Raw genomic sequence first — 22,242 nt, 5'->3', positions numbered from 1 at the left:
GAAATTTGAAGATAACTGGTTGGGTCAGTTGACTATCACGATGGGGAAATACTCCTTGAACAGTGCTTCGGCTCGTGCCAGCTGTTCGGGAGTATTTTCTTTTATCTCTTTCAGCTGGTAGTCCAGTCCCATGGCTTCGTATTTGTGTACTCCCAGTCGATGGTAAGGTAGTATTTCCACCCGTTGTATGTTTTTGTAGGTTCCGAGTATTTCGCCCAGGTGGCGGATATCTTCTTCCGCATCGCTATAGCCGGGAACAAGAACGTAGCGCAGCCAGAAAGGACGGTTGTGTTCTTCCATCCAAGCGGCTGTACGCAGTGTTTGTTCGTTGCTTCGTCCTGTGAGCAGTCGGTGGCGTTCGGGGTTGATTTGCTTGACGTCGAGCAGTACGAGGTCGGTCAGTCCGAGCAGCGTCTCCACATGCTTGTTCCAGACACCTCCGTTGCTGTCCAGGCAGATGTGGATACCCTGTGCCTTCAACGCTTGGAACAGTGGTATCAGTGCTTCAGCCTGTACGGTAGGTTCTCCACCACTGAAGGTAATTCCTCCTTTTTTCCCGTAAAACGGTTTTTGGCTGACGGCCATCTCGAGTATTTCCTCAGGACGTGTTTCTTTGCTTTCTCCCTTCGGGTCGATGGTGTCGGGGTTGGCACAGTAGAGGCAACGGAACGGGCAGCCTTGCAGAAAGACGACGAGCCGGAGTCCCGGCCCGTCGAATGTTCCCATACTTTCGTAAGAATGAACTCTAATCATAGTTTGTTACATGCGTTCGTGGAATGAGCGGCTGATTACTTCCAGCTGGTGTTCACGGCTCAGCTTGATGAAGTTCACGGCGTAACCGGATACACGGATGGTAAGTTGCGGATATTTTTCGGGATGCTCCATGGCGTCCTCCAGCATCTCGCGGTTCAGTACGTTCACGTTCAGGTGGTGGGCACCCTTGGTGAAGTAGCCGTCCATCATTGTTACCAAGTTTTCCACACGTTCTTCGGCCGTTGGTCCAAGCGACTTGGGTACGATGGAGAACGTGTTGCTGATTCCGTCCTGCGAGTCGCGGTAGCGCAATTTGGCTACAGAGCTCAGGGAGGCGATAGCTCCGTTCTTGTCACGTCCGTGCATGGGGTTGGCACCCGGAGCGAAAGCTACACCTTTGGCGCGTCCGTCGGGAGTAGCACCTGTCTTCTTGCCATACATGACGTTGGATGTAATGGTCAGCAACGAAAGGGTAGGGCGTGCGTTTTTGTAAACAGGCAATTTCTTCAATTCTTCGCTGAAGTAGTAAACCAAGTCTACGCCGAGGTGGTCCACACGGTCGTCGTTGTTGCCGAAGCAGGGGAATTCGCCTTCGATGTCGAAACCTTCAGTCAGGCCGATTTCGTTGCGACGTGCCGTCACTTTGGCATACTTGATAGCCGACAGAGAATCGAGTGCGATAGACAGTCCGGCTACACCGTAGGCCAGGTTGATGCGCGGATCTGTATCTACGAAAGCCATTTGTGCTTTCTCGTAATAATACTTATCGTGCATGTAGTGAATGATGTTCATCGCTTCGTTGTAGACACGTGCTATTTCGGTAAGTACCTTTTTATAGTTGGTCATTACCTCTTCGAAGTTCAGTGTGTCGCTGGTCAGTACGGGGATACCTTTCACCATGACGGTACCCGTGTTTTCGCAACGTCCGCCGTTGATAGCCAGCAGCAAGGCTTTGGCCAGGTTGGCACGTGCTCCAAAGAACTGTATCTGCTTGCCGATAGCCTGATAGGATACACAGCAGGCAATGCCGTAGTCGTCGCAACCGCGAACCTCGCGCATCAGGTCGTCATTCTCGTATTGGATGGAGCTGGTGTCTACCGAAACTTTGGCACAGAAATCCTTGAAGCCTTCGGGCAGGTCGGGGCTCCACAGTACGGTGAGGTTGGGTTCGGGCGATGGACCGAGATTATAAAGTGTCTGCAAGAAGCGGAACGAAGTCTTCGTTACCTTTGTACGTCCGTCGTTGAAACGTCCTCCGATAGCTTCGGTCACCCAAGTCGGGTCGCCTGCAAAGATATCATTGTAAGACTGCATGCGCAGGTGGCGAACCATACGCAGTTTGATGACAAACTGGTCGATAAGCTCCTGGGCGAAAGTCTCGTCGATATGTTCGTGAGCCAAGTCATATTCAATGAAGATATCCAGGAAAGACGATACGTTACCCAGCGACATGGCAGCTCCATCCTGTTCTTTTACGGCAGCCAGGTAAGCCATATACACCCACTGTACAGCCTCTTGTGCCGAAGTGGCAGGGCGGCTCAGGTCAAGTCCGTAGTATTCGCCCATTACTTTGATTTCTTTCAGCGCCTTGATCTGTTCGGTTACCTCTTCGCGCAAGCGGATGCGTGCGTCAGTCATGGGGCCGGTCAGGTTGCGCTTGTCTTCTTCCTTGGCTTCAATCAGGCGGTCAATACCATAGAGGGCCAGTCGGCGATAATCACCGATGATACGTCCGCGTGCATAGTTGTCAGGCAGTCCGGTGAGGAAGCCCAGCGAGCGGAAAGAACGTATTTCGTCAGTATAGGCGTCGAACACGCCGTCATTATGTGTCTTGCGATAGTGTGTGAAGATATCCTTCACTTTGTCATCTACTTCCAAGCCGTTTTCGCGGCAAGCTTTGGCTACGACGTTGATGCCGCCGAAAGGTTTGATGGCGCGTTTCAGCAGTTCGTCAGTCTGTAAGCCGACAATCAGTTCATTTTCCTTGTCAATGTAGCCTGCTTGATGTGAAGTGATGGTGGATACTGTGGTATTGTCCAAGGAGCGGACACCGTTGTTGTTTCTCTCTTCCTCGAGTGCTTTCAGGCAAATTTCCCAGATGCGTTTGGTACGTTCGGTAGGTCCTTGCAGAAAAGATGCGTCTCCGGTGTAGGGGGTGATGTTTCTGCTGACAAAGTCAGTCACGTTGATTTCTTTGCTCCAGAGCCCGTCAATGAAAGTCTTGTTCAATTCCATAAAATTCATTCAGTTTTTGATGGGTTATAAGAAATAATTCTTTTGAGCGTGCAAAAATACATTAAATATTTCATATATATGGCATCTTTATGCGTATTTCTATGCTGAATAACATAAAAATGACAATATGTAGGTATTTTTTTTCTGAGACTATTGTATTTCAGAAAAATATTTGTACCTTTGCCCCGCCTTTGAAAAATGGAGGTACTCCCCGATGGAGTTTTGGAGAGGTGGCAGAGTGGTCGATTGCGGCGGTCTTGAAAACCGTTGTGCTGCGAGGCACCCGGGGTTCGAATCCCTGTCTCTCCGCAACAAACGCTGAAAATCAGCAAATTGCAAAACAAACACCCAGTTTTACACCCAAGAATGTAAAGTCGAGTGTTTTTGTTTTATTTAAGATAATACAACCACTACATAATAAAAGAGTAGCGATATTAAAAGAATCCGATGAGAAAAGACTAATATTTATCTATCCATTCAGTTTGATTTTTCAGGACTTTACATCGTCCTGAAAGTATTTGTTATTGTATTCCAACGTCAGGAGTGGATTATAATACAAGTTTTTTGTGTGGATAGAATTTCGTTTTGTTTAATGTACGAAAGTACTTATCTATAAACGCATGAAATATTAGCACAATGAATCATTGGAAATCAACTTTGGCCGTGATAGGAATAGGCCAACTCATATCTATTTTAACAAGTACGATTGTTGGCTTCTCCATTATTTTTTGGATTAGCAACGAATTTAAATCCCCGACAGCTTTATCTCTGGCTATTTTAGCTGGATTTTTACCACAATTTGTATTAGGCTTGTTTGCCGGGGTCTATGTTGACAGATGGAATCGAAAGAAAACGATGTTTTATTCGGACTTGTTCATCGCGTTCTGTACCCTATGTCTTTTTATTGTGATAACCAAGGGTTATAAAGACCTTTCTTTTTTTTATCTATTGACTGCTTGTCGTTCAATAGGCAGTACGTTTCATGCACCTGCTTTACAGGCAAGCATCCCTCTACTGGTTCCCAAGCACCATCTTGTCAGGGTATCAGGTTTGTACCATTCCATTCAATCCTTCAGTGAGGTGATAGCTCCCGTTGTAGGGGCAAGCCTCGTTGTTTGGCTTCCCATACAGTATATTCTGCTCATAGATGTGATCGGAGCTGTTGCTGCTTGTCTGACCTTACTTTGTGTCCAGATTCCTTCTCTTCAAAAAACGAAAGTTCTTCCAGATTTCAAAAAAGAACTGACGGAATGTTGGCATACCTTGCGGCGTACAATGGGCATTTTGCCTTTATTCGTATGCTTTACGCTGGTGACTTTTGTCCTTATGCCTGTTTTTACGTTATTTCCTTTTATGACGCTTCTGCATTTCAACGGAAACATTTTGCAAATGGGAGTTGTGGAAATGGGTTGGGGCTCAGGGGCATTGTTGGGCGGTTTAGTACTTGCCTGTAAGGCTTTGAAAAGCAAGCAAACATTAGTGATGCATACGGCTTATGTGATATTGGGATTGTATCTGATTAGCGCCAGTTATTTACCATCAAGCGCATTTATAGGTTTTGTTTGCCTAACATTTACAGGAGGCATAGCCTATTCCATTTACCATGCGCTTTTCATCGCTATTATTCAGCAGAACTTGGCTTCGGACATGCTTGGACGGACTTTTTCTCTCATCTTTAGTTTGAGTACCTTTCCATCAATGCTGGGTATCGTAGCTTCAGGATATTGGGTGGAAGCATGGGGTATCACATCCGTCTTTATGATCAGCGGATGGGTTATCTTTCTGATTGGAGTGGGTGCAAATTTTATTTCTTCAATCAAGCAGTTGGATAATTACGCATAGTATTATTTATTAAAGAATTATTATATGACAAAGAAAGAACACACTACGATTACAGAGTTATTTCAAGTTTTGGACTTGTTGGAAAGCCTGGACATGCAGTTTTGGTTGGATGGAGGCTGGGGAGTGGATGTCTTGTACGGACAGCAAACCCGCTTGCATAGAGATATTGACATTGATTTTGATGCCAATTATACAGACCAACTCCTTGATCTTTTGCAGGAGAGAGGATATCAAATTGAAACAAATTGGTTGCCCACCCGTATGGAACTGTATAGCAAAGAATTAGGCTATATTGATATCCATCCTTTTGTCTTGAATGCGGACGGCACTTCCAAACAAGCCGACTTGGATGGAGGCTGGTATGAATTTCAACCGGACTATTTTGGAACAGCAGTCTTTGAAGGCAGAAGCATCCCTTGCATTTCTGCAAAAGGGCAACAAGTATTCCATTCGGGCTACGATTTAAGAGAGAAGGATATTCACGATTTATCTATAATTAAACAATGTATAACAACAATGAGCCTAACAATTAGATAAGAACAAGAAAATGACAGAAAAACAAATTGTCTGGTATATCTTACTTACAGAAGTAAAGATAGACAGTGACACCCAGTCTGTCACATCCCTGAGTGTAGCTCCATTGGCAGTCTTGCCGGAATTCCAGCGTAAGGGAATTGGGGGGGATGTTGATTCAGTAAGCCCATCAGAGGGCAGCACTTTTGGGTTACGGCACAGCAGTCGTATTGGGGCATAAAGAGTATTATCCTCGATTTGGCTATCGCAAGGCTATCGATTTAGGAATTGAATTTCCTTTCGAAGTCTCTCATGAATATTGCATGGTGGCTGAATTAATACCTGGAGCTACTGAGAATGTGAAAGGTATGGTTTGTTATCCAACTGACTTTAAATAGTTTAACAAGTAAAATTCATTATATAACTCGGACTGGGTATTTCAATTTCCCAGTCCGTATTCTGATAGTACTTATTCAATTGGAAGATTGTGTTGCTTCAAGAATGAAAGTTTATCCCAATACCCTCTTTGAAAGACGATTTTGTTATCTTTTACATGAAAAAATCCGCATCCACGAAGTCCAAGAGAGTCTTTCCATTCCATGATAGCCCATTCGCCATCTTCAAAAATATTTTCCACCATACAAACCATTTTAGCAGTGGCAAATTCATTCACAAACATTTTGTAGATTGATTCTTTACCTATTATTGGTTCGTTTGCGACTTGATGATTTACTGCATTAGTAGCATACAGCTCTGCTATATGATAAGCATCTGCTTTGTTAAAGCAATCTATCCATTTTTCCAAAACTTCTTTAGGCTTCATTTTTTATAAATTCTTAGGATTTTGATTCTGTAATAAAAACAATCTGTTTGGATGCATAGATACTTGATTTTATTAATAATAGGCTATTCTATATTCTAAATCCTCTGGATTTTTGCTCTCTCTGCACCGAGTTACGTAGATTCTGCTGTAACTTTTCCCATTGTTCCTTAAACCATTGTACTATGGGTTGTCGGTTTATGGTCAGCATAAGCTTACCACTATCCATCGGATGTTTCTCAACCCTAAAAATATCATTCTTGATGTCAAATTTCCACCTGTGTTCTTCGGAATAAATTTTGCCACTACATTGTATGGATTCTTTCTTTGTCAAGAGGTTTTCTATCATGTCTTTGGTAAACCCGATAACAGCGCATAATTTTTCCATTCTCAACATCTCTTTGAACATGGGAAACCATTTGTGGGCTTTTTCAAGCAAGGTGCTCAATCGTGATATTTCCTTGTCTTTGGCTTCAAGTTCTTGATTATGTATTCTTTGAAGATTACGAATTTGTCTGCTATGCTGTTCCTGTATTTGTTGTATCTGAATTTTTAATTCATCAGTAGCTTTGTCCCGTTTGGTAATTTCCTGATGTAGCTGCTCGATGTGATGTTCCAGTTCTTTCAGCTTACCGCTTCCGAAAAGAGAACCTACACCGCTTGCTATGGCGGTAGCAGCATTGGTGGCTGTTTTCTTTAGTTTGTCCGTGCGTATCTCTGCTTTTACCTGTTTGAGTTCCTGTTCGGCAAGGCTTACTTGTTGTTCCTTGTGTCGCTTGGTTTCCTCTATACGTTGCAGTTCGGCTTTCTGCTTCTCAATGATGAAATCATTTCGTTCCAGATGCTCTTTACCTGTGACAGCTTTTGCCTGTCCACGTTCCATCAGGAGAATATCGGAAGCAAGGGTCTGCATGGTTGCCATATCCTCGTCATTGAGCTTTCGGCTCTTTCCAGTTTCATGGTTCATCCAGTCGAATACGACATGAGCATGATAATTTGGTTTGAACCATCTGTTACCGACTTGGAAGCTCTCCTTGTCTTCTGCTTCCGGCTGACCGTTCAGCCAATGCCCTTCGTCTTTATGCAGGAAAATCTGTAGCGGAGTGATGCCCCAGCGTCTTTGGCACTCTTCACCGAATTTGCGTACATCAGCCAGTGTGGTGTCCGGTCTGATAAGCAATACTCCTTCACGGATGGGTGAGCATCCCGCCACCTTGATAATCTTTCCATTCTTTCCCTTGCGTTCCCTTTCCTTTTCCTGCATGGCACGTCCGGTCTTTTCCTTGACCATTTGCTTGATATTGTCATAATGAGTTCGCAGTTCGGGAGTGCCGAAGTCGGGATTTATCCACTGTTCGTTATCGGTGGAAAGTTCGGGAACGACATAGATTCTGGACTCCCCGATATTACGCATATACTCGGCAGTCCTTCGGTTGTGTGCCTCGCTCGATGCGATGTTGCAAGGCTTGATATGTATGCTTGATTTTGTTGCCATAGCTTCTTTCCTTTGTTTACAATTGATTTACTTTGCTCGCTTTCGCAGAGGGGTTCTTAGGGGTAACCCATAAGCGGAGATTGCAAAGAGAGGGTCACTCTTTGCTCGGGGTTCTCAGGGGTGAAACGCCCTGAGTGGGTCATTAGGGCAAAGCCCTAATCCCCTCGGGAGAGCCCACAACTACGAAAGCGAAGCGTGTAGTTATAGTGGGCTATAACTGGAAGCCGTTCTTCTTTTCCGGTGATTGGCTGCGCACCCCTTTGGCGGACTGGAGCTGCCTTTTTCTTTCAATCTGTTTCTGTAAGTATTCGTTCAAGTCCTTGCATCCTCTGTAAATCTGCGAAGCGTCCCGGAGGTACCGCTCTCTGCCGTATTCCATGCGGATTTGCCGGAGTGCTTCCAGTCCTGCATGGTCGTTGTCGAAAAAGCAGTGGATGCGTTCGTAATTGCCCAACGGATAGAGAGCCTTGTTTACATTCGATACGGAGTTCAATACAATGTAGTCCTGCCCGTCCAATTCCGGATAATTTGGGCAGCTCTCTTGTCTCAATGTCAAAAAGGAGAGGTAGTCCATAAATCCCTCGAACACATAACAGGTATTCCTCGCTTTTCCCGACTGCCTGATGTGGGAGATTTCCTTTGGGGCGATGCAGCCCTTGAAATAGCGGTTGCGGATTTCATATCCACACGAACCATTGGGAAAGGCGATGGCAAAGTACCGCTTGCCGTTGTGAGTGAAACGTGCTTCACTACATTCTCTTTTCGCCAGTTTTATGTTAATTCCTCTACCTTGTAAGTAGGCAAGCAGGGCAGTAGATGACAGCGGAACAATCTCCAACTGTTGGAAGCTCGGCTCGGAAGAGTTTTGCTTTCCAAAAGAGAAAGATACCGGGCGCACGTGCGGTGTCTGCTCTGCTATCCGTTTCAAGATGTAAGGTACATGGTCGGTAGCGTACAGGTGTGCAGCCAGTTCTATGATACCACCACCTTTACCCAAACCGAAGTCATACCATTGTTCACGTTCGGTATTTACCTTGAACGAGGCTTCGGCTTCTTCCCTTAACGGTGATTTATACCACAGATTGACACCTTGTTGCTTGACGGGAGAATATCCTAAACTATGCAGATAATCCGCTATTCTGATTTGCTTGGCTGTCTGTATATCCATAAAATGATTGTTTTAGTAGTTGGTGAATTGGTTTATTTTTCTTTTTGCCCGTACCTTTTTAGGAAGTACGGTCTATAATCACTTCACTAAATTCTCGTATATATAGGATACGGTAATAAAGTGAAGTGATTTAGTCCCATTCCCCAAGCACTTCACTATATTCCTAATATATACACCCCGAGAATAAAGTGAAGTGATTGCAGGGAAATGGGCTAATAGTGGAAGTCAGGCATGAATGTGTATTTTCTGCCTGTCTCCTGCACTATCATCCGTTTGTTGCGGAGCATGGTGATGAGCGATACCGCCTTTTTATGGTTCAGCTTTACACCCACTGACATATAGGTCTTGATTAAGGCATCTTCCAGTTCCTTGTAGCCGTATTCCTCTTTCAGCCCGAAAACGGCTTCCAATGCGATACGGTGCTGCTGCTCGGTGATATGCCTGTAAGGGTCGAACTTCTCTTCTTCGGGTCTTCCCGGCTTCTTTGTTTCAGGTTTGTATCCCTCAATGAGTTCGGGAAGGGCTTTGTCGTTGATACGGAATGCGAAAGGCTCAAAGTCCATTGCCCGGATGTGAATGGCTGAAACATGGCTGATGTCACCGTTGCCCTTGTCCTTTTCTACCTGCAATACGGTTTCCGCCTTGTTGTTCAACTCCGTACCAATGTGCCCTCTTGCGTTCTCATCCCCTTTGTTCTGATGCAGTATCGTATGGATATGTATCTGCCTGTCGTCCGTCCACTGCATCAGCTTGGATATGATGCGTGTTGATTCACTGGGGCTGTTGATGTCATACACCATATCCCGTATGCCGTCTATAATTACAAGACCGATTTCGGGTGTATTGTAAATAGCCTGTTCCACAATCCTGATACGCTGCTCAGGCGTGTATTTTCTTAAGGCAAGAAATTCAAGATTCTCATTGTCCCTATCATCTGGCAAACCAGCCATTCGCAAAATGCGCGTCATGACTTTCAGACAATGGTAAGGGCTTTGCTCTGTATCAACATAAAGCACTTTCCGCTTATCTTCAGGCAGTTCAGCCACATACCGCAGCACTGTGCCGTTCTTCAATGCAGCGGCTACGATAGCCGATACATTGAACGTTTTTTTACTTTTGGCTTTGCCGATGGATGCGCTGAAATTACCCAATGTCCCAATGACAGAATCATGTACTTTAAGGATTTCAGGTGCTTTCTCATAACTTTTCGACAGGCTCAAACGTGAGGCTTGCCAAAGGATTATGGCTTCTTCAGCCGATATTTCCTTAGTCTCTTTCATATAGTCCATAGCCATGCCTCCCGTTATTTCCGTCCTCCTGTTTTCTTTCCAGCCAGTTCAAGGGCAAGCTCAACATCCACGATAATCTTACGTCCTATCTGAGTGATTGCCTTGTCAATCTTTCCGCTTTTCTTGATACGGTTGGCGGTGGGTAGGCTGCACCCGAACAGTTTGGCTATGCCCAGTATTCCGTACACATATTTTCTTTCTGTGTCTGTAATGGGCTGTGGCTGCGTTTCCGTTTGACGGGAAGCGTGCTTACTTAGGAATATGAACTCTTCACCTGTCATCTGCCAGACGGGTTTTGATAATAATTCTTGAAGATTTTTCATCGTTCAATCTATTTAGTCGTTTAACAATCAGCCCTGCGCACTGGCTGTTATCTCTGTTCTCGAACGATGCAAAATTAGGTAGGGTTGTAAGTGGTAAGGATGTGGTTGATATAAATGGAATATCTTGTTATTTATCTGAATATCAGATAATAAAAATACCACTCAAAAATTTAATTTGAGTGGTAAAAGTGGTTGTTTCGTAAAATGTCAGGGCATATCACAGATTATCGGAATATACCATCCATTTCTTTGGCAAATTTCCGGTTGCTGTCACTGGGGAAATCGGAAACAGGCTCTTTGTACTTTGACTTGTAGTAGCTTTCCTCAATATCCAATATTTTCAGGATATTCCTCTTCCAATTCTCCCTGTCCTGTTTGGGCAGTTTTTCGCTCATCAGGAATATCAGATAGCAGGTACGTATTTTTTCTCTCGGTCTGATTTGGGGTTTGGTGTCGCTTGGTAGCAGGTTCATGCAGGTATAGAAATCATGTTCGGAAATATTCTCGAACTGTTCTCCCACGCAGGTTACATGAATGAGCGAAAGCAGTTCCATATTGAAATACTCAGTCTGTTTCGTTCCCAGCACTTCTTCCTGTATGTTGGGGGCATTTGGTTCTTGTTCGGCTGGCTCTTCCGGCTCGTTTGTTTCATCAAATACATATTTCGCCAATGTCTCTTTGAGGTGGCAGCCCAGCCGATAGATTTCATTGAAACGGCTTTTTGCATATTGCAGGGCTTTCTCTCTGGTCTGTTTTTGCAGATCGTAGAGTTCGGTCAGCTTGTTTTTTTTCTCCTCGTATTCATCTTTGCACCGTTCATATTCCATTTCCGCACGCTTTTCATCCTCTGCAGTGTGTTCCCGATAACCTATGGAATCGTATCGGTGGTATGCTTCGTTTAGCGGAGCATGGAGCTTGGTCGTCTTGTATTGCTGTTCTTCTATGGCTTCTTTATAGATTTCTGAAACTCGGAAGCAGATATTGTAAACGGTCTGTTCATCCGGCATACATCCTTTCTTGTAATAACTTATGTTTTCGCATACTTCCTTTTTCAGGCTATTCAGAATCAGTGTGTATTGCTCCTGTGGAAGATGAAACACCAGTTCAAGAATGGCTGTTTCAAGAACCGTTACATCATTGTAGTCCAGATAGAACTTGGTAATGAATTTCTGCTTTTCAAAAGAGAAACCTTTATTATCAAACCAGTCTTTATATATTCTGTTCAATTCTCCGTATCGGGGAATCAGCGTTGTAATTACATCTTTCATGGACGCAACTATTTTTGAGTGTTATTGTCTTTGTCAAGGAAAGAGGCCAGTTCTTCTTCCACTTCTTCCACGCTGGGCAACGCTGATTTCAGTTTCTCGGGAATCGCTTTGCTCAATTGGTAATCGCTGATGCCGATGGGCTGGTCATAGCCTGTCAATGCGTATTGTGCCACAACTTCGTCTTTTCCCTTGCATAGCAACAACCCGATAGTCTTGTTGTCATTCTCTCCCCTCAGTTTATCATCCACCACATTGATGTAGAAGTTCAGTTGTCCTGCATACTCCGGTTTGAATGGGGTAGCCTTTAATTCTACCACGATATATGCGTGCAACGGAATGGAATATAGAATCAGGTCGGCAAAGAAATCGCTGTTTCCGACTTGGAAGTGCTTCTGCCGGGCAACGAAGGCAAAACCGTTGCCCATTTCCAACAGGTAGCGGGTAACGTGTTTCACCAGCTGTTCTTCAATATCCCTTTCGTCTGCTTTTTCTTTGGCTCCTGCCAAATCAAAGATGTACGGGTCTTTGAGTAGGTAATTGGCAAGGTCGCTTTGTGGAGCCGGAAGTGTGGTCGTGAAATTGTTTACCTTGTTGTTGCTGATTTGTCGGCTATACAAATCACTGTCAATTTGCATTTTCAATACATTGCTGCTCCATCCCATTTCCACAGACTGCTTCATGTACCAGTAGCTTAGACCTAAAGGTAGCGAACTGTCAAGTATAGTCATTTGGCTTGTCCAGTTTATTTTGGCTATAGGAGAGGTCAAGAAAACTTCTTCTATTTCCCTGATTCCCATCCTGTAAATGGCAGACACGGTTTTTCCCACATCTTCAAATTGCGCAGGAACTTCCTGCGTAATTGCTAATGATTGACAATCAATCGATTGCATTTGCGCAGTAAGTTCCTGCGTAAATTGCTTGTCATTCAGTTTTAATACTTCATTGGTCACACTCTGTATGGTTGGGACAGACAGGCTTGCATCTGTTTCTATGAAACTTTGCAACGCTCTTAAAGGATATGCTTTTGCAAACTGGCACATATAGGTAAGGTTACGTTCCGAATAGCCTTTCTTTTCAGGGTAATGCAGTCGGATAGCCTTTGCCAACTGCTTGATGATTTTGCTTCCCCATCCGTGCAGCTGCTGGTGATAAAGGATGTAATTGCCTATCTTCCAGTAATGGAACAGCATTTGTGCATTGGCTGCAACAATCAGCCTTACTTGTGCCTGTTCTATTTCCGAACCGACCGCTTGTATGAATGCATCAAAATTCGTTTTCTCTATGTTGGATTCCTTGTTGCTCATATTGTGATGATAATTTCTACAAATATAGTCATTGGTAACTATCTATGAAACTGTTTGATACTTTTATAGTTGATTAAACTTGTTCATGGCATTTGCCTTAATATCATCCGCTATGTCAATGTAGGGTTTCATAGCTTTGTAGTCGCTGTGTCCCGTCCATTTCATGACCACCTGTGCCGGGATTCCGAGAGCCAGCGCATTGCAGATGAATGTCCTTCTTCCTGCATGGGTACTGAGCAAAGCGTATTTGGGTGTGACTTCATCAATACGTTCATTTCCCTTGTAGTAGGTTTCCCGTACAGGCTCGTTGATTTCTGCCAGTTCGCCCAGCTCTTTCAGGTAATCGTTCATCTTCTGGTTGCTGATGACGGGCAGAGCCATGTAATTCTCGAAATGGATGTCCTTGTATTTGTCCAGTATGGCTTTGCTGTATTTGTTCAGTTCAATCGTCAGGCTGTCGGCAGTCTTGACTGTGGTTATTTCGATGTGGTCGGACTTCACATCGCTTCTTTTCAGATTGCGAACATCCGAATACCGCAAACTCGTAAAGCAGCAGAACAGGAAAACATCACGCACACGTTCCAGGTATTGCTTATCCTTGGGTATCTGGTAGTCTTTCAGCTTGTTCAGTTCATCCCAAGTCAGGAAGATTACTTTTTTCGAGGTGGTTTTCAGTTTCGGTTTGAACGTATCGTATGCAATGTTCTGATGATGTCCTTTCTTGAAGCTCCAGCGCAGGAACCATTTGAGGAATCCCATTTGCTTGCCGATGGTGCTGTTTCTCATATCCTTGGTGTCACGCAGGAAGTTGACGTATTCGTTCAATCCAAACTCGTTGAAATAGTTGAACGTTGCATCCTCCTTGAACTCTTTGAGGTGGTTCCTCACTGCTGCAAATTTTTCATAGGTGGATGCCGTCCAGTTATTCTGGTTACCGCACTCTTTTACAAACTCATCGAACACCTCCCAAAAGCTGACAGGGGCTTCTTCCGGCTGTTCTTCGCTGGTGTCTTTCATTCTCATGTTGAAAGCTTCCTTCAACTGTTGGGTCGTTGGCATGACCTCCTGCACCTCAAATTCCTTGAAAATATTCTGGATTTCGGCATAGTATTTCAGCAAGTCCGTATTGATTTCGGCTGCACTTTGCTTTAGCTTGTTGGTACATCCGTTCTTTACCCGCTGCTTATCTGCATCCCATTTGGCTACGTCAATCCGGTAGCCCGTTGTAAACTCGATGCGTTGGCTGGCAAAGATGACACGCATACGGATGGGTACGTTCTCTACGATTGGCACACCGTTCTTTTTCCGGCTCTCCAATGCAAAAATGATGTTGCGCTTGATATTCATAATTGGGTGCGTTTGAAATTCTACACCCAAATATACACCCAATTATTGAGATAGCAAAAGACATTTAGAAACATTTACTTTTACTCTATATTGTAATTTACACTTGATTATCAGTCGTTTGCAGTTTTATGATATTCTGTGAAAGTATAAGTTCGAGAGCCTGTCTCTCCGCGAGTTAATTCCCGTAAAGTCAGTGCTTTACGGGAATTTTTGTTTTGATAAATTTTCGATATCTCCATTCAAAAGATAAGGCAAACTTTGCTTGATTTTCTCATAAGACCAATCCCACCATTTCAATGCTTCCAGTTTTTGAATTGTATCGTCCGTGAAACGTTTCCTTATTGGTCGAGCAGGAACACCGCCAACTATCGTATAAGGCGGTACATCTTTCGTAACAACGGCACGGGAGCCTATGATTACCCCGTTGCCGATGTGAACGCCAGCCATAATCAATGCTTCATAGCCTATCCATACATCGTTGCCTATCACGATGTCGCCTTTGTTATCCCAAGCTGTTACCACGTCCGATTTCTGCAAATCCCAATCTTCATAAAAAAGCGGAAAAGTATAGGTGGATAAGGATTTCAAGGTATGGTTGGCACAGTTGAACAGAAATTTCACACCGCAGGCAATGGAACAAAACTTGCCAATTATCAGCCGCTCATGGTTGATAGGGTAATGATAGAGCACATTGTTTCGTTCGAAAAGCAACGGATCGGACACGAAATCATTGTAGATGGTATAGTCGCCCACTTCGATAGACGGGTCTTTTACAACCGCATTCAGGTACACAGTCTGCGTGTCGCCTGTGCGTGGATATATCTTTTTCATCATGACATTCAATTTTTAATAGTGTTTATATTTAAGATAAATAACAGATTGCACCCCAAGTCCAATCACGAACAGGTATTCTACCGTCCAATAAACGGCAAGGGGTACATCCCAATGGCTCAATCCCCACAGGTAGAGCAGATAGGCGACAATGGTTGTCGCCTGAAAGATGGAAGCTGTCCGTGTTGCTCCTGTTCCCGTTACAGCATTCATATAGACATAACCGGGTAAGGCAAAGACGTAGTTAAGCAACATGACCACAAACGGCAACCATGCAGTTTGTACGATATTCGAATTATCTGTATAGACACTGACAACAGGCTGATGGAATACCAACGCAAGCGTAATCAGCGGTAAGCCGATGGCATAGCCTAATCGTATAACCCTGCTGCACAGCGGAAACACTTGTCCTCTTTCGTTTGCTCCAATCAGATTGCTTACTAACGAACCAGTTGTGGCGGCAAATGAATTGACAATGACAAAGAACAGGGCGGATATGCTTCGGAGAATGTTTGCCACTGCCAGTTGCAATTCTCCCAAATGTTCTATTGCTACGAAAAACAGAAACCAAGGGGCTACGCTGATAAACGATTGGAACATGCTCCAAACGGATACACGACAAACATGGAGTAATACACCTTTGTCGAAGCTCCAAGACAAGCCATAAAGCCTTTTATCCATTTTACGTGAAACACGAATTGCCAACACTGCCAACGAACACGCTTCGGCAAAAGACGATGCGATGGCTGCACCTGCTATTCCCATGTTCCAATGGAATATGAGCAGCCAATTACTTGGAATGTTCACTAATACAGCTGTCAGAGCCGCCATGTTCAAGGCTTTTGTACGGGTGATGCCGACCATGAACGAACGTAAAGCAAGGAATGGAAAGGAGAACAATAGTCCCCAAATTCGCCCGTCCAAATAATCAATCACAGCATGATAGACTTCCGCAGAAGCAATCAGCCTACTTAGAATAATCGGGGAAAACAGTTTGGAGAACAAATACAAAAAGACAGCAAGTCCCGACAGGAAAAACAATCCTTGAAAGAATGTCTTCCCTGTTTCGGAATAATGCTGCTCGCCATTACGCCGTGCGATAACGACCTGTAAGCCCAAACTGAAACCGAAGCCAAGCATATAGATAGCCAGATACCAAATCCCGGCAAGAGCGGATGCACCCAGTTCTATTTCTCCTACATGTCCCAAGAAAATAGCATCGGTAATATTGATAAGTTGTTCGATAAGGATGCTCATCATTACGGGAAAGTTGATGAGCCAAATATTCTTATATGTATAGTTCATTGTTCAACTTGATATGATGCGACAAGTCCTGCTGCGCAAGGCGGCATGACACATCGCATAATTATGAATTTGGAATAATGGCAAAACAAGAAAGGACAAACCTATTATAAGCCTGTCTGTTGCTGAATAACTATGACTAAAATGCTATCCGTTAAGCGTAGCTATATGCACACTTGCCATTTCATATGGGTTGAACAACTCTATTTTTTGTTAGTATTGCAAAGATAGCATTTGTTCTTGATTATCCCTTCAAGTTCCTGATTTCTTTTTGCAGATTTTCCAAAAAACGGAAAGCTCTATATTATAGTCTGAACATACAACTAAACGATGCAATCGGAATTGTTCTATCAAAATTATGCAATGTTTCAATTTCTTGGCTTTGTATTCCTTGAATTGCGTATCTGTTGCTTTGTCACTCTTGTATATGTCGTGCCCTGACTGGCAAAATATTTTTTCCTGACTAACAAAAAAGAATTTCCTGACTGGAGAAAAAATATGTGTACTGTAGTCCGTTCGAACAGAACTTTGGAGATGGAAATGCAGTATCCCTCTTTAGCTCCGTAAAGTCCCTCTTTAGCGCGCTAAAGTGCCACTTTACGGAGCTAATGTTGATGTTTAGGGTGGGTAATGTTGGCTATGGAATTTTAGTCCTCCCGGGTGTATTCCTCGATGTCGCGGATGGCCTCCTTGGCTTTGCGACGTTTATTCTTGAGATACCGCAGGCCTATGATGGCTCCGGCCACGAACCCGACACTTCCTCCGATGCAGATGGATTCTCCGCTTTCTTTGGGGTAGCTCTCAATGATGAACCAAACAATCCATAGCAGGGCGAACGGCAGTCCGAAACACAGCCATTTCAGCCCCAGACGGTTCATGCGTATCAGGGCTTTGCTGATGTCCACCAGATTGTCGGTCGATATTTCTTGGATGTTTACGCCTTTGTGGCTGTATATCTGATACAGGCAGGCGGCAATCAGAAAGAGGGAAGTGACGACACAGAACATCCATGAATAGTTCATCCAGATGAAAAACATATTGCAATAGATCAGGGCAAACGGAATTCCTATATACATGAGTCTCTTATTGCGATTGATATAGGTTAGTTTTTCCCGGGTGGATTGCATCATCATTTTTTCGCTGATAATGGTTTCTTTGGCCAGCTTGTCTTTCAATAACTGGATTTGTTGTTTCATTTCTTCCAGTTCGAAGTTATCTTGATACTTTTCCATACTGATGCGTTTTTAGCGGTTCGACATTTTTTTCAACTCCTCCTTGATGCGATACAGGCGCACGGATACGTTCTTGGTCGAGATGCCGACGATGGCACCTATCTCTTCGTAACTCATGTTTTCCAGCCATAGCAGGACGATGGCACGATCGAAAGGCTTGAGCCGGTGGATGCGGTCGTAGAGTTGCCGGATTTGCCGGGAGTCTTCGTCCTTGTCTTCAAACAGGTTGATGTCCATGGTTAGTGGGAGGGTGGCCCGCTTCTGCTTTTTCCGTTCGTAGGAGATACAGGTGTTGAAGCTCACCTTCCAAATCCAGGTGTCAACGCTGCTGCGGTTTTGGAAAGATGCGTAGCCTTTCCACAGATTGATGAGTACTTCCTGAAACAGGTCGCTGACTTCATCGGAATCTTTCGAGAACATGAAGCACACCGTGTAGATGGTGCTTTTGTGTTCCCTGATCATTTGCGCAAATGTAGTATCCAATGTTTCCATATCGAATTAAGTAGTTGTTTTTTGTCCGTTAGACGCAGGCGCCGTCGGAAAAACTACACAAAAATAGAACTTTTTGGGGAGGAATATGAGAAAGTGGTAAAGAGTGACTGGCCGATTGTAGCATGAAGGCGCGGATTACGCGGGAATTCACGGATCTTTTTTAGTCTTTTCCGTGCTCTTCCGCGTAATCCGCGCCTTAATAATGTACTTTATATATTTAAGGATGACAGTTCGTATTATTGCTTCTTCAGCGTGAATTCCAATTTTTGCAATCCTAGTTTGTAGACATTGGCAAGAATCAGTGCGTAATGCAGTTCTTCGCCTGCCTGCATGGAACCTGTGATGTGATTGAACTCGTCCTCCGGAACTACATCCTTGAACATCGGTCCCGATGAACCGTTTCTGATCAGGCGGATTTCATCAGTAAGGGGTGACAAAACATAAATATAAGTCGCCATATAGGGGATACGTTGGAGATCTATCCAATTCGGATCATCTTTAGGGAGAATGTTTTCTATCCAAAGCCGAGCCATATCATAAGATGGTAACCGATCACCGTTATTATATCTTATATTACCTTCACTGTCAACCAACAGTTCTTTTCCCATAGCAATAGCATACTTGTTGATGGGGCATGATTCTTCGTACTCGATATCTTCTTCCGATTGGATTTCTTTGTCATCCGGTATTTCAGGCTCAGTGACAAGCCGGTCCTGAAGAATGGATACAAGCGTATAGGTGCGGTCTGGGGCATCCATCGGTGGATTGGCAAGAATGGTTCTTTTGACCCGAAGTTCATATTCATGCCCTCGTTCGTAGGTGAAGCCTTCGATGGCACCGAAAGCAAGCGGTTGCCATTCTTTGAAATTGTCTTCAGTCTTGATGAGCATACATTCTATGGGGTGTTCTTTATCGGTATCGGAGGGGGCATACATGATGCCTGTTTCCGAAGAAACTGACATGGCAATCTCTTTCACGATATCTGTCGGCTTGTCGTCGTCATTGCAAGCTGTCCAAAAGAGACTGATGAACGTAAACAGGGGAATGATAAATCTGTTCATGGTTATACAATTTCTCTATGGGCTCAATAGAGGTTTAAGGTTTGGAATACAGAAACGTGAGCCGATTATGCCGTTTTTCAAGTATGAGACAGGCATAGCGTTTCTTCTTTTTCTCTCTCATGCGTATTGGTTTGGAAGGATATTCTTAACCCGATTACAAAGATAGTAAACCTGTTATAAATTTCTAGCATCGGATGTGATTTTTCCTTTTCGCTTGTTCAAAGCTGTTTGCTTTTGAAATGGAAGTGTTATCTTTGTACTGAGGTGTACCATTATTAAGCGTATGAAAAAAAGTCTGATATTTTGCCTGTTTATTCTTTGTAGTCTCTGTCGGGTACAAGGCCAGACTGAAGTTTGTCTGGTGGGGACGAAACATAATCCTTGTACGTATTTCAATAGTGATAGTGTTTATGCCATCCTGTTGCGGGTTCAGCCCGATGTGGTGTTGATGGAGCTGGATTCTACTTTCTTCGACAAAAATTTCCGCTTCGATCTGGAGAAGTATCCCGACCTTCTGTCGACTAATGAAAACATAGGAGCGCATCGCTACCAGCAGGAGCGGGGCGTAGATTTACGTCCTTTCGAAATTACGGGTCGAAATGAATGGTATCGGGAGCATCGGTACTTTGAACGGCAGGACAGCATGTGGCGCGACGCATTGTCCTTGTATCGGGCGGATAAACTGAGTCGGAAGAATCGGGAAGATATGGAGCTGATCCTCCAAGTGATGAACTATAATGATATGGAATTCGCTTCACCGCGTGACATGAATTCCAGCATGACGATGGGATATTTGTCGCTTCGTGAGTATATTCTTTATCAGAAGTTGGTGTCTATTGTGGAAACGGAGGAGATGCTCAATCATTGGCGAGGCTTTGTTCGTCCCGTTGGTATGAGCGCAACGAGGTGATGGCTGCCAATATCCGGAAGATGGCCGAAGCCTATTCAGGCAAACGTTTGTTGGTATTGGTTGGCCTGGAGCACAAACCCGGACTTCTGAAGTTGTTGAAGGAATGTGACGGGTTGGTGCTTAAAGAGTATTGGGAGTTTTAGAAGTAAGGTTGTAGGCGGATAAAAGGAAATATCTGTTGAAGTTGGGGCGTTTTTCCATGAATTTTCCGTAAATCTGTATGAGGAATATACCTCTTTGAAATCAAGAAAGTTAGAAGAATTGCCTCGTTTTCGGGTAATGAGTTGGTAACCGTTCTAATTGCCGTGGTCTGCATCGCTTTGCTTGTTCGGGAAACTCTTACGGTACAAAGGTATGAAAAATATTCAGACTGAAAGGATCATTCCAAAAATTATTTTAGTCAGAATATTGAGCATTCATCCTTATGCAGTCTTGGTTGGAAGCAATTAACGAACAAGGAAGCCACGGTAAAGGCAACTCCTACTCCTACCACGCCTGCCCATCCGTAATGTTGCCAAAACAGACCTGAAACGAACGTACCAGCAGAACCGCCCAGAAAGTAGATGGTCATATAAACGGTATTGACTCGGTTGATGGCGGATGCGTCAAGGGAGACCACGCTGGTCTGATTTGACAAATGGATGCATTGCATTCCTGCATCAATCAAAAGGATGGCGATTATCATCCACAAGTAGCTGTCATTTCCAAAAAATGCCAACAACCATGCAGCCAAGATAACACATCCCCCGACAATGGAGAAGAACCTTACGCCGTACTTCTGGATATAGCCGCTAATGAATACAACCGTAGACGCACCTGCCAATCCGCACAAACCGAGTGCCCCGATAATATCGTCATCCGCAAAGAATGGCTCTTGCTTCATCCGGAAAGCAAGGCAACTCCACAACGCAAAGAACGAGCCATAAGCCAATGCCGCCCTCAACGAAGCGATACGCAAGTACGGGTATTTGGCAAGCAGACGCAACAAGGATTTCATCAGACCCGCATAATTTTCACGTGAACGAGCAGGCAGAACGGGAAGCATCTTGTAAATCATAAGAAAGCATCCGAGCATAAACACACAAGCCACAAAATAGACGGAACGCCATCCCCACATATCAGCCAGGAAACCACTTAACACCCGTGAGCCAAGAATGCCTATGAGCAGACAGGACTGTATAATCCCCACGTTGCGTACTTTGTGTGCTGGTGCTGAATGGAAAGACACCAACGGGATGAAGAACTGCGGCATAACCGAAGATGCTCCGGCAAGCAAGGATGCGCCCCACACCCAATAGATGTTAGGGGCAAGTGCTATGGCAAGCAATGCGCACGATGAAATGATATAATTGGTCAATATCAGCTGCTTTCGTGAAACCAAATCGCCAAGCGGAATGACAAACACAAGTCCGACTACATAACCTATCTGGGTCAATGTCGCAACCATGCTGGCAGAAAAGTCGCTTACCCCAAAATCCTTTGCCATGCTGCCCAACAAAGGCTGGTTGTAGTAGCAGTTGGCAACGGAAAGCCCGGTAGCGACTGCCAGCAGAGCCAGCAGAGGTGCCGGAATGCCGTGGTTTTCTCTCAATTCATATTTCATCATTTATTCCTCCTTTCAGTATGACACAACTTTCAATCCAATCAAGGAGGCAATGAGCGTGAACAGGAAGAAAAGCCGTATGGGAGTGGCCGGCTCTTTGAAAACGAATATCCCAATCAAGACCGTGCCGACCGCTCCGATACCCGTCCAAATGGCGTATGCCGTGCCCAATGGCAAAGTCTGAACCGCTTTGGCAAGTAATGCCATACTCAATACCGTGGAAGCCAAGAAACCGCTTCCCCACAGATAAAAACCAATACCTGATGCCTCTCTCGTTTTTCCCAAGCAGAATGTAAGGCTTACCTCAAACAATCCTGCCAAAAATAAAATTATCCAATTCATACCTGGAAAAGCCAAACAAATTTGACCCCTTTGGCCAAAAAGAATCTGCCCACCTTATTTATCATACGATTGCCCCTTTAAAAGTCCTGGTGATGGGGGTCAATTTTATTTT

21 protein-coding genes and 1 tRNA gene are annotated in these 22,242 nt (G+C 44.3%); 5 read left to right on the top strand and 17 right to left on the bottom strand.

The window, feature by feature from the left end:
• Window positions 1–24 precede the first annotated feature (24 nt).
• Together pflA and pflB are read right to left on the bottom strand one after the other, a co-directional pair.
• Complete coding sequence (gene pflA, locus HF894_RS12475) at window positions 25–753, bottom strand: pyruvate formate-lyase-activating protein (protein ID WP_204972814.1); 729 nt, start codon at window positions 751–753, stop codon at window positions 25–27.
• A gap of 6 nt (window positions 754–759) precedes the next feature.
• A complete protein-coding gene (pflB, locus tag HF894_RS12470; RefSeq protein ID WP_204972812.1) occupies window positions 760–2,988 on the bottom strand; it encodes a formate C-acetyltransferase in 2,229 nt (742 codons plus the stop codon).
• 224 nt (window positions 2,989–3,212) lie between these two features.
• Between pflB and HF894_RS12465 the strand changes: the two genes are divergently transcribed.
• The 3 genes from HF894_RS12465 to lnu(AN2) all read left to right on the top strand — a co-directional run bounded on the left by HF894_RS12465 (window position 3,213) and on the right by lnu(AN2) (window position 5,367).
• Window positions 3,213–3,297 (top strand) — tRNA-Ser (locus tag HF894_RS12465).
• 327 nt (window positions 3,298–3,624) lie between these two features.
• Entirely contained in the window at window positions 3,625–4,830 is a 1,206-nt protein-coding gene (gene mef(En2), locus HF894_RS12460; protein ID WP_005786079.1) for a macrolide efflux MFS transporter Mef(En2), read from the top strand.
• Between the two features lie 24 nt (window positions 4,831–4,854).
• A complete protein-coding gene (lnu(AN2), locus tag HF894_RS12455; protein ID WP_009038171.1) occupies window positions 4,855–5,367 on the top strand; it encodes a lincosamide nucleotidyltransferase Lnu(AN2) in 513 nt (170 codons plus the stop codon).
• 445 nt (window positions 5,368–5,812) lie between these two features.
• On the opposite strand, the gene HF894_RS12450 is transcribed toward lnu(AN2), so the two are convergent.
• The 13 genes from HF894_RS12450 to HF894_RS12390 all read right to left on the bottom strand — a co-directional run bounded on the left by HF894_RS12450 (window position 5,813) and on the right by HF894_RS12390 (window position 19,275).
• Window positions 5,813–6,166, bottom strand: a complete 354-nt coding sequence (locus HF894_RS12450) for a nuclear transport factor 2 family protein (protein WP_004308780.1) — start codon at window positions 6,164–6,166, stop codon at window positions 5,813–5,815.
• Window positions 6,167–6,254: 88 nt separating this feature from the next.
• Entirely contained in the window at window positions 6,255–7,658 is a 1,404-nt protein-coding gene (locus tag HF894_RS12445) for a hypothetical protein (RefSeq protein ID WP_004308779.1), read from the bottom strand.
• 211 nt (window positions 7,659–7,869) lie between these two features.
• Complete coding sequence (locus tag HF894_RS12440) at window positions 7,870–8,826, bottom strand: toprim domain-containing protein (protein WP_025077123.1); 957 nt, start codon at window positions 8,824–8,826, stop codon at window positions 7,870–7,872.
• Window positions 8,827–9,038: 212 nt separating this feature from the next.
• Window positions 9,039–10,115, bottom strand: coding sequence for an AAA family ATPase (locus HF894_RS12435; RefSeq protein ID WP_008766855.1), 1,077 nt, complete (start codon window positions 10,113–10,115; stop codon window positions 9,039–9,041).
• A gap of 14 nt (window positions 10,116–10,129) precedes the next feature.
• Entirely contained in the window at window positions 10,130–10,438 is a 309-nt protein-coding gene (locus tag HF894_RS12430; protein WP_004308776.1) for a DUF3853 family protein, read from the bottom strand.
• Window positions 10,439–10,662: 224 nt separating this feature from the next.
• Window positions 10,663–11,706 carry a hypothetical protein gene (locus tag HF894_RS12425; RefSeq protein WP_004308775.1) on the bottom strand — a complete coding sequence of 348 codons (1,044 nt, stop codon included), beginning with the start codon at window positions 11,704–11,706 and terminating at the stop codon, window positions 10,663–10,665.
• 8 nt (window positions 11,707–11,714) lie between these two features.
• Window positions 11,715–13,010: a PDDEXK nuclease domain-containing protein gene (locus HF894_RS12420; RefSeq protein ID WP_032582750.1), complete on the bottom strand. Its 1,296-nt coding sequence runs from the start codon at window positions 13,008–13,010 to the stop codon at window positions 11,715–11,717.
• A gap of 63 nt (window positions 13,011–13,073) precedes the next feature.
• Window positions 13,074–14,357 carry a site-specific integrase gene (locus HF894_RS12415; RefSeq protein WP_004308773.1) on the bottom strand — a complete coding sequence of 428 codons (1,284 nt, stop codon included), beginning with the start codon at window positions 14,355–14,357 and terminating at the stop codon, window positions 13,074–13,076.
• 198 nt (window positions 14,358–14,555) lie between these two features.
• Window positions 14,556–15,191 (bottom strand): CatB-related O-acetyltransferase, encoded by a 636-nt coding sequence (locus HF894_RS12410; protein WP_204972809.1) that lies wholly within the window; start codon window positions 15,189–15,191, stop codon window positions 14,556–14,558.
• A gap of 12 nt (window positions 15,192–15,203) precedes the next feature.
• The gene (locus tag HF894_RS12405; protein ID WP_204972807.1) at window positions 15,204–16,493 is read right to left on the bottom strand and encodes an MATE family efflux transporter; all 1,290 of its coding nucleotides are present in this window, start codon (window positions 16,491–16,493) and stop codon (window positions 15,204–15,206) included.
• Between the two features lie 644 nt (window positions 16,494–17,137).
• Window positions 17,138–17,722 carry a hypothetical protein gene (locus HF894_RS12400; protein ID WP_204972805.1) on the bottom strand — a complete coding sequence of 195 codons (585 nt, stop codon included), beginning with the start codon at window positions 17,720–17,722 and terminating at the stop codon, window positions 17,138–17,140.
• Window positions 17,723–17,734: 12 nt separating this feature from the next.
• Window positions 17,735–18,214 (bottom strand): RNA polymerase sigma factor, encoded by a 480-nt coding sequence (locus HF894_RS12395; protein ID WP_021846488.1) that lies wholly within the window; start codon window positions 18,212–18,214, stop codon window positions 17,735–17,737.
• Window positions 18,215–18,450: 236 nt separating this feature from the next.
• Window positions 18,451–19,275: a DUF4377 domain-containing protein gene (locus tag HF894_RS12390; RefSeq protein ID WP_204972803.1), complete on the bottom strand. Its 825-nt coding sequence runs from the start codon at window positions 19,273–19,275 to the stop codon at window positions 18,451–18,453.
• Window positions 19,276–19,558: 283 nt separating this feature from the next.
• Between HF894_RS12390 and HF894_RS12385 the strand changes: the two genes are divergently transcribed.
• The gene (locus HF894_RS12385) at window positions 19,559–20,185 is read left to right on the top strand and encodes a hypothetical protein (RefSeq protein ID WP_204972801.1); all 627 of its coding nucleotides are present in this window, start codon (window positions 19,559–19,561) and stop codon (window positions 20,183–20,185) included.
• The gene (locus HF894_RS12380; RefSeq protein WP_204972799.1) at window positions 20,185–20,328 is read left to right on the top strand and encodes a hypothetical protein; all 144 of its coding nucleotides are present in this window, start codon (window positions 20,185–20,187) and stop codon (window positions 20,326–20,328) included. Before HF894_RS12385 ends, HF894_RS12380 begins: the two co-directional genes overlap by 1 nt.
• 257 nt (window positions 20,329–20,585) lie before the next feature.
• On the opposite strand, the gene HF894_RS12375 is transcribed toward HF894_RS12380, so the two are convergent.
• A complete protein-coding gene (locus HF894_RS12375; protein ID WP_072546245.1) occupies window positions 20,586–21,788 on the bottom strand; it encodes an MFS transporter in 1,203 nt (400 codons plus the stop codon).
• A 15-nt stretch (window positions 21,789–21,803) separates the two neighbouring features.
• Window positions 21,804–22,130 (bottom strand): DMT family transporter, encoded by a 327-nt coding sequence (locus HF894_RS12370; protein ID WP_021928755.1) that lies wholly within the window; start codon window positions 22,128–22,130, stop codon window positions 21,804–21,806.
• Window positions 22,131–22,242: the final 112 nt, after the last annotated feature.

The organism is Caecibacteroides pullorum, from assembly GCF_019239235.1.
Classification (GTDB): Bacteria; Bacteroidota; Bacteroidia; order Bacteroidales; family Bacteroidaceae; genus Bacteroides; species Bacteroides pullorum.
Note: the sequence above shows the minus strand (reverse complement) of the source record. Positions and strands in the feature narration are given on the sequence as shown.